10 protein-coding genes are annotated in these 11784 nt (G+C 36.4%); 5 read left to right on the forward strand and 5 right to left on the reverse strand.

Features of this window, described 5'->3' with window-relative positions; genetic code table 11:
* Window positions 1–136: 136 nt before the first annotated feature.
* Together ABMA79_RS00685 and ABMA79_RS00690 are read right to left on the reverse strand one after the other, a co-directional pair.
* Entirely contained in the window at window positions 137–934 is a 798-nt protein-coding gene (locus ABMA79_RS00685) for a hypothetical protein (protein ID WP_392857324.1), read from the reverse strand.
* On the reverse strand, window positions 934–1407 hold the full coding sequence (locus ABMA79_RS00690; protein WP_393089441.1) for a hypothetical protein: 474 nt from the start codon (window positions 1405–1407) through the stop codon (window positions 934–936). Before ABMA79_RS00690 ends, ABMA79_RS00685 begins: the two co-directional genes overlap by 1 nt.
* Before the next feature lie 178 nt (window positions 1408–1585).
* Between ABMA79_RS00690 and ABMA79_RS00695 the strand changes: the two genes are divergently transcribed.
* Window positions 1586–2965 carry a M48 family metallopeptidase gene (locus ABMA79_RS00695; RefSeq protein WP_392857321.1) on the forward strand — a complete coding sequence of 460 codons (1380 nt, stop codon included), beginning with the start codon at window positions 1586–1588 and terminating at the stop codon, window positions 2963–2965.
* Window positions 2966–2997: 32 nt separating this feature from the next.
* Here ABMA79_RS00695 and ABMA79_RS00700 read toward each other — a convergent pair whose 3' ends face one another.
* Window positions 2998–5832, reverse strand: a complete 2835-nt coding sequence (locus ABMA79_RS00700; RefSeq protein ID WP_393089443.1) for a hypothetical protein — start codon at window positions 5830–5832, stop codon at window positions 2998–3000.
* A 92-nt stretch (window positions 5833–5924) separates the two neighbouring features.
* Between ABMA79_RS00700 and ABMA79_RS00705 the strand changes: the two genes are divergently transcribed.
* The 4 genes from ABMA79_RS00705 to ABMA79_RS00720 all read left to right on the forward strand — a co-directional run bounded on the left by ABMA79_RS00705 (window position 5925) and on the right by ABMA79_RS00720 (window position 10429).
* On the forward strand, window positions 5925–6557 hold the full coding sequence (locus ABMA79_RS00705; protein ID WP_393089446.1) for an NAD(P)H-binding protein: 633 nt from the start codon (window positions 5925–5927) through the stop codon (window positions 6555–6557).
* A 170-nt stretch (window positions 6558–6727) separates the two neighbouring features.
* A complete protein-coding gene (locus ABMA79_RS00710) occupies window positions 6728–8590 on the forward strand; it encodes a CheR family methyltransferase (RefSeq protein ID WP_393089448.1) in 1863 nt (620 codons plus the stop codon).
* Window positions 8591–8823: 233 nt separating this feature from the next.
* Window positions 8824–9750, forward strand: coding sequence for a hypothetical protein (locus tag ABMA79_RS00715; protein WP_393056605.1), 927 nt, complete (start codon window positions 8824–8826; stop codon window positions 9748–9750).
* A gap of 40 nt (window positions 9751–9790) precedes the next feature.
* Window positions 9791–10429, forward strand: a complete 639-nt coding sequence (locus tag ABMA79_RS00720; RefSeq protein WP_393089451.1) for a LysE family translocator — start codon at window positions 9791–9793, stop codon at window positions 10427–10429.
* Here the strand turns inward: ABMA79_RS00720 and ABMA79_RS00725 are convergent.
* Window positions 10426–11142 (reverse strand): phosphoribosyltransferase, encoded by a 717-nt coding sequence (locus ABMA79_RS00725; RefSeq protein WP_393089454.1) that lies wholly within the window; start codon window positions 11140–11142, stop codon window positions 10426–10428. The two genes, ABMA79_RS00720 and ABMA79_RS00725, sit on opposite strands and share 4 nt — an antisense overlap.
* 12 nt (window positions 11143–11154) lie before the next feature.
* Window positions 11155–11640: a cyclic nucleotide-binding/CBS domain-containing protein gene (locus tag ABMA79_RS00730; RefSeq protein WP_392857313.1), complete on the reverse strand. Its 486-nt coding sequence runs from the start codon at window positions 11638–11640 to the stop codon at window positions 11155–11157.
* Window positions 11641–11784 lie beyond the last annotated feature (144 nt).

The following is an 11784-nucleotide window of genomic DNA, read 5'->3' on the forward strand; positions in this document are numbered from 1 at the left end:
GTTCCCCTGTGTTTACAGTGGCATATCGTCATATTATTACGAAACATTAAAGAAATGAAATTTAGGTAGTTAAGTGGACAATATTTCCAATTTAGGGCCTGGAGGTGCCAATTATATTGGGCTTACCCTCCAATTATTAAGGGGTTGCATTACATGGTGGATACATACGAGCAAGCTCTCCAATAGGCCCACCAGTCTGGCTATGATTCGGTCTTAGCTTTTCCCAATAAGAGTTCGTTGGAAAAATCTTACCATTCGCCTTATACATACCTTTCTTACCAAGAAGGATGTTGTACATAATATCCATACTGCAGCGAATTTGATTGATAGGCTCGATTGTCGTTTCATATCCTGAGGCAAATTGACAATTCTTTCCGCGCCAATAACGTGCATCTCTTTTTCGATTTAATTGGAAGAGGCCAGTAGGGCGATCTGTAGCATCTGGTACTCGTCCAGTATTTACTTTCGTTGGATCACATGAAGATTCTACTTGGGCAATGGAAGCGAACATCCAAACCCAAAATCTCTTTCTTTGTTCTTTATTAAGATTATACCAATTTGGACACGTATATGGCCTTGCAGTCATTCCCTTGATTTCATCATAGAGAAACATCTCTGAAGCACCTTTTTCATTATCGATATATTCCGTAATCATCTGTCCCCAAACACCTTCATTACCATCTTCAGTAATGAACATCTCACAGCCCTTGTTGAAGTACTTTCCATCTCTGCGGTGTTCAGTAGGAAGAGGATCTCCTTGAGAGATCGTATTGTCTTCCACCTGGCAATTGTGGCAATTTCCATCGGGAGGGTTCGTGACGCTATTGATAACACTATTGAGCTCATTCAAGAAATCGGTCTTTCTTGAATTGAGATCGTTACTATAAGAATTAAAATTTAAAAATAGAGTCGAAAGAAGAATGAGAGACTTCATTATTTTGCCTCCTTATTCTTTTGAACTTTCTTATAGACGCACTTTATACCACTTTCTTTTGATTCATAGTTGATCGTATCTTTTTTGATTTCTATAGATTGTGTGCTGATTGAGTCTTTCTGTTTTGCAGAAGCTTTACAGTTCTTTAATTCACTAATTTGAGTTACTTTTGTCTTTGTATAAGCGAAAGTTGAAGTATAGGTACAATCCGATTTCTCAACTTCTTTCTTATCTGTAAGGGGACCGATAAAAATTCGATGGCCAATTCTAAGACCTTTCTTTGGTGATTTTTCATCAACAAATTGAATGTCTGAAGCGTCACAAAAGTCAGAGTTTCTTACTAGGGTTTTGTATTCACCAACGTGCTTTTTCATCGTGGAGATGAAGTCGTTTGCTGAAGCGGCCATTACCATTGTTGGAAGAGCTAAAATCGCCACCACTTTACAGATACTTATAGTTGAAATCTTAATCATACTAGTCCTCTTATTACCACTCGAATTATACCATTTTATAAGGGGTTAGGGCCTTTAGGAGACAAGATTTCCTCATCAATAATTATGTGGCCTAAGTATTGTGTTCATTATTACACACTCTATGACATATACAGGCTTTCATTGGTAGTAATGACTATTACAAAAATGGGAGAAGCGTATGAAAAAAATGGTCAATATTGCGACGTTGATGACACTTGCACTACTTGTGTCATGTAATGCCGAGAAAATATCAAAGGTTAAATTTGTCCATGCTTTAGAGGGGGAATCTCTTTCTGGTGAAATGAAAATTAACGGGCAAGAGTTAAATCTATCTGGATCAGCTGAAGAGTCATTTGAAGTGAAGCCGATGTATCCAAGAAAGTTAAAGCTAAAGCTAGACTATAATCATGGGCCTGAGCTTAATAAGCTTTCAGCAACTGAAATTAATATGGAATTTGAAGTACGTAACTACGATTCTGAAGAGGGAAGTGTAGATCTTAGAAAAGCAGGATCTGTAAAACTTCAAGGCGATAAACTAAAATTAACAAATTGTACTAATACAGTTGATTTCAAAGTTGATGGAAGTGAGCTTATCGTTGATATGTCAAAATTCAAAAGTCTTGCATCTTGTAAAGTTGTAGGAAAGTACAAAAATTATAATCGTATTGGTGAAGAAGGTCGTCTACACAATGGTTTTGGACGAAACTTCTTTAAGTTTGCAACTGACTCTCAGTTTGGGAAAGAAGCGGCTTATGAAATCGTAAATAATTTTTCGCGCTATATTTATCAAGATGGTGAAATGGCGGAATACTTAAAAACAATGATCACAAAAATTGCTAAGGCATCAGATATGCCTGAAGTTGAACCAAAGGTCTTCTTTATTAATGCACCAATCGAAAATGCTTTTGCTCTTCCTGGTGGTTATGTATTTGTCTTTAGAGGTCTCGTTGATTCTCTAGAAACAGAAGCAGAGCTTGCAGGTGTTTTAGGACACGAATGGGCGCACGTAACTGAAAGACACGGTACAGAATCTGTGACAAGAAACTTAAAGTCAATTGCTACTAAGTTTGTTGGAGCTGGTTTTGTTTGGGCAAACTTCGGAATTCTTGGTGGAGCTGCAACTTACTATGTCTATGACAAGTTAGAAGATATTCCACTTATGGGATTTAGCCGTATTCAGGAACTCGAGGCCGACAAGCTAGGTGTTCAATATGCGTATAAAGCAGGATATTCTCCTTACGGGCTTGGAAAGTACTTCTCATCGGTTCCTGATTATGATGAGACTTTCTTTCAAGCAATTACTTCGAGTCACCCAAAATCATCAACTCGTGTTGAAAAAATTGAAGAATTAATCTTTAACTACATTCCATATGACTCTTCTCTTGTTGTTACAAGTACTGAGTACGAAAAAGCAAAAGAGTCGATTGATGAACTACAGGCAATGCCACCATATGTTGTTAGACAACTAATGGTTTCGATGGGGGCCCTTGTTGAATCAAGTATTAAAAAGAGTGTACGTAAGAAGCTAAAACTAAATCATAAATTAGAAGAGCGATAAAAAAGAGGCCCTCAAAAGAGGGCCTTTTTATTTTAGAATGTAAGTCCAATTCCTAAGAATACTTCATTAATACTTTCTTCTGTTTCATGTGTTCTAACAAAACGATACCCAAAGTCGACAGGTATTGCCCTAAAGATAGACGTATTAAAGACAATCTCTGCCCCATAGCTACTGATATGAAATCCATTGTCCGCTGAAATTGGATAGACTTTCGTATTATCATAGAAGAGATTCATATAGATACGCTTAAAGTAGATAAGAGCTGCAATATTGTAATCCGGATAGAAAAGAGGGAATAGGTAATTTGAACTTGTTTTAATATATCTCTTTGATGCGAAATAATCATATCCACGAGAAAATACATATCCCATAATCTCTTGTGATGTTGGTTGGAAACGATAACTCGTTCCATTTCCATATTCTTCCCCAGTGACTGAAAATTTAAATCCGTTATTTCTAAACAGGCCTGGCGTTGTTAGTGTGATATCACCAAACCAGCGATAATCTCCAACAAGTCCAGTCGTATCATCCGTGCTTGCATCTTGATACATACCTAGTAGCGAGAAACTCCATGGAGAAATAATTGATCTTGCAGTGAAGTCTTTATAAAGTTCAATATTCAGCGATGTCGTTTGACGAATTAAATCGGCGTCACCACTAATATCAATATCATTTGAATTATAGTCTTTTGTTTGCACGTACTCTGCACTGTAACCCAATGTGATATTTAGATTGTATAAGTTATGGCGAGAAACAAATGGGAGTTGTACTTGAGCTCCAACAGCATTCTCATCCCAACCGTAATCATCATTATCTGTACCGAGACGACTTACTTCTCTTTCTCTTAAGTCAGCAAGTAAGCTAAAGATTGGCCAATACCTCTTAAAGTCTATTTGTAGTGAAGAATAAGGTGTATTCTCAGAAGCTTCATAGCCAAGGTTAACATTCCAACCAAAGTCTCTTAGATAGTTGTCTGCCCACAGGGATAGGCCATAACCTTGTCCAACAAAGAAGCTCCATGAGTGAGGTGTGAAGGCCCTCCAATCAAATCCTGAGTAATCTTTTTCTTTGTATTGTTCATAGTTCTTAGTTGCGACTTCTTTACGATCTTTAAAATCAACTCTTTCAAAGTTATTTAAACGATCACTAGGACTATCTTTAGAGTAGTATTTATTGGGATCTGTAAGGTATGAAATAGGAATGGACTGGCAATTATCTGTTGTCACTTTACTAATTCTTTTTCCATTGATTGTTTGTTCAGAAAATAGAATTTCACCATTAGTCATTGTCGGTGCGTAGGCCGCGATTTTAGAAGTTGTACACTTCGCTAATGAGTTGGTATCAAAATTGAATTTGAAAACTTCTACCGCACCGTTGTATTGCCCTTCAAATAAAATATTATTTTTAAAATCTGATTGTAGCCAGTATAGATTGTTAAAACTAATTGGTATTAAAGGTGTTACTTGTTGTGTTTCAAAATTTGCTTTTACAATTCCCTTTCCACCTGTGTCGACTGTTACTAGAGCGATAACTTCATTGCTGTTAATGGCCACTGCTTCAAGAAATTTATACTTCTCATTTTTAATGTGACGTAACATATTTCCCGCAAGATCAATCTCTTGGACAAGCCACTTGTTTTTTGAGTCAAAATTAATCGCAGTGATTTTATCTCCAGCTTTATTAAAATGAGGGTTATATAATCGCTGTCCTGAAGTAATATATTTTTTGCTGCCATCTTTTAAATCGATAATACTTAAATCAGAATAGCTTTTAAATCCATAGCGCCAATGTGGTAAAAAGTGAGACTGAATAGCATGAGTCTTACTATAATCAAGTCGTGTTAAATCTTCGCTGTAGGGGATATCTGTAAGAACTTCTTTTTCCCCATTAGATTCTCTAATTAAACGATAGAAGCTATTAAGGTCATATTCTAAGTAATATAAATCATCACCATTTTTAAATTGGTTAGTCTTAATCTTAAATTCTGTTGTTTTTAATTCTGGAAAGCTGTCTTTTTTCCACTTCTTTCTAAGTTCTTCAAATGCTTCGTAGTAGAAGTCGTAAAAGTCGACACCAGAAGCATTTTCGATTGCACCAACAATACCATTTGGATATGGCCTTGCTGTCACATTGTCCATAACAACGTCCCAAAAATTATCACCGTACTTTTTGTAACCATGAGAAATAAGAACATAACCATAAATATACCAACTCACGAGTTGGTCATTGTATGTACCATTTACAAATTGGTCATATGTTGGTGTTTCTCCTTTTAAGAGGATTGCCTTAAGTCTTGCCATAAAGCGAGAAGAGCGTCCACGCCCTGACTGAGTATACTTTGTTTCAGCGTAAACGGCGTCACCTTCCATATACCATGGTTTTCTAGCTACATAACTTAATATCGCTTGGCCAGAATCTCCCATCAGTACATCAAAAGCTTTAACCGTTTTCTTGTTGAAAATATCTTGTTGGATAATGTGGCGATACTCATGAATGGATAAATTTTCGTGCCATTCAACTGTACTAACGTGAGCAAAAAAGTTCGTTGAATCGAACCACTCTGTTCTTCTAGGTGCAAGAGTAACAAAACCATTTGGGTCACCCATCTGTGGACGATAAATTAAGCTAACTTGCTTTGGTTTTTGTAGGCCATATGAAAGTCCAACATATTTTGAGTAGTGCTCCATAAGATTTGCCATATAAATTGCATTATCTTTAAAGCCTGTTGGATAGATAACTTGAACAAACTCATTTTCTACCGTTGACCAATTTTGAGGGGGGCTTTGAGTATTTGCCCAATTATGTTGGGCCAATGTATGAAAAGAAGTTGATAATATAAAGGCAATTAAAAGCGCAAATCTTTGCATTAATGTCTCGCTATGTTTAAGTCTAATTTTATTTATATAAATTAAACTTTATTGTCGTGAATATGTAAACGAAATGCTGATAAGGATAGTTTATGAGAATACTTCTTTTAGGTGCTACAGGACTGGTTGGCGGCCAAATATTAAAACAAGCATTAGAGAATCAAAGTGTTGATTTTGTGGTTGCACCCGTACGCCGAGAAATTGGTTCACACACTAAACTAAGTGCACCTATTATCGACTTTGATCATATAACGACAGCTATGCTTAAGGAATGGAATATTGATGCAGTCATTTGTGCTCTTGGGACAACCATTAAAGTGGCCGGGAGTAGGGAAGCTTTTTCAAAAGTCGATTATGAATACCCTCTCTCATTTGCAAAATGTGCAAATGAGGCCGGCGTTGAAATCTTTGTTTTAAACTCAGCAATGGGTGCAGACGAAAACTCAAGGTTCTTCTATAACCAAGTTAAGGGGAGAATAGAAAATGCCTTAAAAGAATTAAAGTTCAGATCTCTCTATCTCATAAGGCCTGGGCTCATTGGTGGAGAGAGAAAAGAGTTTCGTCCTGGTGAGCTCCTTGGGAAAATAATTTTAAAGTCACTACACTATGTCTTACCAAAAAAGTTGCGTATTAACCCTGCTTCATCAATTGCAAATGCCATGTTAATGGCCGCAATTGAGGGAGAAAGTGGAGTTGAAATCATGACATCTGACAGGTTAATTTAAATTCAAAAGTGAGTTTTCAGTATCTTAGTTCGAGATTGATATAAATTTTGTTCCGATTACATTTTATAATTTAACTATCTGAAATTACTGTTAAGAAATTGTAATAGTTGTCGATAAGTAGAGATATAGATTTTTCATCTATGGGGATTTTTTATATTTCGGAGAACTATGTGAGCGAAGCTTTTAAGAAAGGTATTGAGTGGGATATTATCAGTCTTGCTAATTATGTGTCAGAAATTGTTTCAAAAGAAAGTGGAAACATTTTAGGGCCAGCACAACAATCGATGGTAACAAGTCGTCTAAAAAAGAGAATGATGACCTTAGGTTGTTCGACTCCGGAAGATTACTATAGTTACCTTACGAAGAATTATAATAAGGAATCGTCTCATCTCATTTCGATGCTGACGACTCACCATACTTACTTCTTTAGAGAGTTTTCACACTTTGAATATCTCCTAAAAAATATTGATAGCATTGTTGCAAATGCTAAGAAGCGTGGAGATTCAACCATTAGAATTCTTTCGGCCGCTTGTAGTCGTGGACAAGAAGTGTATTCTCTTGGAATGTTCTTCAATCACCACCTAAAGAATTACCCAGGTATGCGCTTTGAAATTATCGGAACTGATATTGATCCGGAAAGTGTAAAGATTGCTAAGAATGGTGTCTATCGCTACCGTGAAATTAAATCAATTCCTACAGTATACTTAACTGGAAATTGGATGCGTGGCTCTGGTGAAATCTCAAAGTTCGCAAAAGTGAATGCTAATATCAAGGATAACTGTCAATTTGGTGTTATGAATTTACTTTCACCTGAGAAGTTCTTAGGAAGTAAGAAATTTGATGTGATTTTTTGTCGCAACGTTTTTATCTATTTCGACCAAAAATCAATTGAAAATATCGTCGTAAATTTTAAGAAGTATCTTCATAAGGATGCTCTATTTGTCACGGGGATTAGTGAGTCTCTTAAAGGGACTAGCTTAAAAGTTCAAACATTAGCACCTAGTGTTTACTGTCTTGATCCGTCAGCACCAGCTAAAACTGAGAGAACACTTAGCCTTGTTAAAGATGGTGGTACACCAATTACGAGAACGACTTCAAGACCGAGTTCAATTCTTTCATCCATTCCAAAGCCTATTCGTATGCTAATTGTGGATGATAGTTCTTCAGTTGTGAAGCTACTGACAAAAATCTTTGAAAAAGACGAGGACTTTGAAGTTGTTGGAACGGCCGCTAATGGTGTTGAGGCACAAGAATTTCTTAGAAGTAATAAGGTCGATGCCATGACGCTTGATATTCACATGCCTGAGATGGATGGTGTTGAATACCTTAAAAAGAACTATCGTATGGGTCACCCAAATGTCATTGTTGTTTCAAGTGCCAGTCGAGAAGATACTCGCTACGCCCAAGAAACTCTTAACAATGGTGCATGTGACTTTGTTGAAAAACCTGCTCTTAATAATCTTTCTGAAAGAGCGGAAGAGATTAAGAACAAAATTAAAATGTCATTCCTTAACTCTGGAACAGCGATGACTCGCATTGACCGCTCATTCCAAAAGAGCTTTGATATTAAGTCACCAGACACGAAGGCGCGCTTCTTTGTTGGAAGCTTTAGTGATAAGAAGAAGATCGTTGCAACTCTTGATGAATTAAGAGGAAATCAACCGCCAACATTCTTATTCTTTGAAGGTAATGGAAATTTCCTCGAGATGATTAGTGAAGAGTTTAAGTCTGTTCCAAATGTTGAAGTCTTTTCTCAACTGACTACCGTTGTGAATAACGCTGTCTATATTTGCGACTTCAAGAATCATTTTGCAGCTGTTAACTCAAAAACATCTTCAAGAAAGAAAAGCTTATCGGTATTTGGTATCGTTTCAAAACAAGTAGAGAATTCATTCTTTGATTTAAAGAATACTCAAATTCTTATCGAAGATACTGAAAGTATTAACGAAAGTGTTAAAGAGGTCGCTTCAGATATTTTCCCATGGACGAGTTTTGCTCACCTTGGAACTGAATATCTTGCTGACGATGAATAGTAACGAGCTTTACTAATATCGTTTAATATTGTTTAATCTCTCCTGAATTAACTTCGGGAGAGATAATGCAAAGTCATACAAAAGTATTTTGGAAAATTCGTCTACAAACTATAATTTGGCTTGTGCTAATTCTCGGCTTTTTTTCAAGTCTACCTGTAATTCTAAATTGGCCTACAATGTATATCTATATATTGATAGCCAGTTTCTTTTTAGCTTTACCACTCGGCTGGCTAATGACAAAAATTTGTAATTCACATACTCTTAAAACAAATTGGCTACGTTGTTCGCTAGGGCTATTTTTCTTTTCTACTGGGATTGTTTCATTACCAATCTATTATTCAATTGTCATAACAGAAACTAATCCCGCTCTTCAGCCACAGACTGTTTTAGTTAACGGTGATAAAACAGTTACATTCCAAGGGATGCAACATATTGGTTCTGAAAATTTTTATAAATCTGTTATTTATGATGTTGAAGAAGCTCTCGCAAATGGCTTTGTTATTTACTATGAGGGCGTTCAAACTAATTCGCCTGAATCAAAAGACTTCTTTGAGAAGATGACAGCCGGGATTACCGGTGGGCAAAAAAACTTAGCTGAAACATACTCTGCAATTGGTAAAGCTTGTGGTCTAAAATTTCAATTGGATTACTTTCAACTTCTTGAAGCTGATAAGAAAGAGCATCCTGAAAGGCATATTACTGCCGATGTTGATGCACTTGAGTTAAAAGCTGAGTTTGAACGTTTAATGAAAACTGATAAACAATTTGCAAAGAACAATAAAGACTTCTTTAAAGTTGCTGAGCAGGGAAGTGGTGATGATCCAAGTGCTGCACTTGTATCATTTTTAAAATCTGGAAGCGAAGGTCAAAAGAAATTAGCTGGAATTGTATGCCGTGGTTTTATGTCTAAGAATATGGGGAAATCGGAATCTGGAAAAGTGTTAAGTATTGAGCCTGTTATTTTGGACTACAGAAATCGTGAACTTGCTAAAAGAATTATCAATGATTCTAATAAAAAGATTTTCATCACTTACGGTGCAAAACATTTCTCAGGTGTTCTTGAACTTTTAAAAGAAAACGATCCCAATTGGGAAGTGCGTTCAGTTAAGTGGATGAGAACAATTGAAACACCAAAAAAGGAGTATGAGGCAAAGTTGTAAGATATTGACTCTAACACTTTATCGAATGTAGTATGTCCAAATGGAAAACTCTTTTAGTGCTTTTTTATTTTTGTGTTTTATCTTAACTATTACTCCTGGTTCAGATACCGCATTAGTTTTAAAAAGTTCAATAAGTGGTAATCGAAAAAATATTATGGCCACTATTTTGGGGATTTGTTCAGGGCTTTTTATTCACGCTGTGATGTCATCTCTCGGGCTCTCTGCAATCTTACAACAATCTGCTGAACTGTTTCACGTTGTTAAAATGATTGGTGCAGGCTATCTAATCTATTTAGGTGTACGTGCTTTATATGAAGCATGGTTTACTGGTAGTAATTCAAACTTAGTATTCGGTTCTAGGTGTGAAGAGAGACAAGTCTCTGTCTCAAGTGAATTCCGTAAAGGACTCTTAACAAATATATTGAATCCAAAAGTTGCAATCTTCTATTTAACTTTTCTTCCTCAATTTATTGATATTAATTCAAATCCACTTACTCAATCAATAGGCTTGTCGCTAGTTCATATTAGCTTAAATCTAGCTTGGCTTTTCCTATTTGGAAGCTTTATTACTTTCTTTAAGGGCCATTTTGAAAAGGGGAGAACTAAGCGCATTGTTGAAATATTAAGCGGTTCAGCTTTTTTATTTTTTGGCCTTGCATTAGCGAGAAGTAAAGATTAATTCCTGCTCTTCTTTATTGGCCCACCCTCATTTTCAAATCTCTCAAGTTGTTCTTGTTTGCGTTTCTCTTGAGTTAAGGAGTAAATCTCATCTAAGTACTCTCGAGCTTGTGTATTGGTTACTTGTGGAAACTCTAGATAGAATTCACCAACTGAAAGAAAATTGTGAGGTGTCTCAAGAATAAGCATATCGTCTACTAAATTTGTGATATTACTCCATGCCTCTCTTGAGCACACTGGAGCAACAACTTGTATTTTGTTCGGTTGGTGCTGTTTGATCAATTTAATCGCGGCCCTTACTGTCGCACCAGTTGCAATACCGTCGTCGACGATGAGAATATCGCGACCGGAAGGATCCATTGGCGTATGGTTCTTTCTCAATAACTTCGCTTGCTCAATTGCCTCTTGCTTTTTTTCATTAGTTAATCGTCGTAGCTGTAGATCATTGAGGCCAAAGTGACTTACTAACTCTTTATTGTAATAAATATCACCTAACTCAGTAACAGCACCAATTGCCAACTCTTGATTTCTTGGCGCCCCAATTTTCTTTACACAGAACACATCGAGAGGTAACTCGAATCTTTTTGCAATCTCATAGGCAACTGGAACACCGCCTCTAGGAAGTGCAATCACCACAGTATTACTATCTGCGAGTATTTTATCTTTGTATTCTTCAGCAAGTAGTTTGCCTGCCTCGTTTCGACTCTTGAACATCTTCACTTCCTCTTAGGCAATCTTAACTTGTCGCTTTTCATCGATTGGACATTGGATAGCAGATTCTTTCTCAATTTCTAATTTCACAATTTGAGATAAGTCATAGAGCTCATTGCCAATTGTTTGAATAATGTCATCAGACGAAATAATTCCTACAATCTGATCTCTTCCATTAACAACTGGAAGGCGCTTCACACCATTGGCCTGCATTTTTTTAATCGTATCGACCACGCTATCTTTTGGTGTACATAGAACAACATTTTGAGTCATGATTTCACTCACTTTTGAATTTGGTTCAATCTTTCCTTCTTTGCCAAATGAAATAGCGATGTCTCTATCGGTTAAAATTCCAATAGGCGTGTTCTTCTTTCCTGTAACATTATCCACAACAACGATAGCGCCCACATGTTTCTCATACATCTGCTTAGCAGCGTCTTTCAAAGTCGCATTGGAATTTATGATGACAGTATTTTTTTGAATCATATCTTTAATCGCCATTTTTTTCTCCTTATAAGCTTTTCTTTCAAGATGATTATAAGAGGAGTTATTAGCAGATAAGATTTAATTATTTTTAAAGAAAGGTTTTGATTAATTTGCGATTACTGTTCAGGTCAGCGCTGCGTATCTTCGATAAATATATAT

Source organism: Halobacteriovorax sp. HFRX-2_2 (assembly GCF_043196705.1).
Taxonomy (GTDB): domain Bacteria; phylum Bdellovibrionota; class Bacteriovoracia; order Bacteriovoracales; family Bacteriovoracaceae; genus Halobacteriovorax_A.

Bases quoted from the DNA above. Each gene is read 5' to 3' on its own strand.
- ABMA79_RS00685 (WP_392857324.1), bottom strand. From the start codon at position 934: ATGAAGTCTCTCATTCTTCTTTCGACTCTATTTTTAAATTTTAATTCT.
- ABMA79_RS00690 (WP_393089441.1), bottom strand. From the start codon at position 1,407: ATGATTAAGATTTCAACTATAAGTATCTGTAAAGTGGTGGCGATTTTA.
- ABMA79_RS00695 (WP_392857321.1), top strand. From the start codon at position 1,586: ATGAAAAAAATGGTCAATATTGCGACGTTGATGACACTTGCACTACTT.
- ABMA79_RS00700 (WP_393089443.1), bottom strand. From the start codon at position 5,832: ATGCAAAGATTTGCGCTTTTAATTGCCTTTATATTATCAACTTCTTTT.
- ABMA79_RS00705 (WP_393089446.1), top strand. From the start codon at position 5,925: ATGAGAATACTTCTTTTAGGTGCTACAGGACTGGTTGGCGGCCAAATA.
- ABMA79_RS00715 (WP_393056605.1), top strand. From the start codon at position 8,824: ATGACAAAAATTTGTAATTCACATACTCTTAAAACAAATTGGCTACGT.
- ABMA79_RS00720 (WP_393089451.1), top strand. From the start codon at position 9,791: ATGGAAAACTCTTTTAGTGCTTTTTTATTTTTGTGTTTTATCTTAACT.
- ABMA79_RS00725 (WP_393089454.1), bottom strand. From the start codon at position 11,142: ATGTTCAAGAGTCGAAACGAGGCAGGCAAACTACTTGCTGAAGAATAC.
- ABMA79_RS00730 (WP_392857313.1), bottom strand. From the start codon at position 11,640: ATGGCGATTAAAGATATGATTCAAAAAAATACTGTCATCATAAATTCC.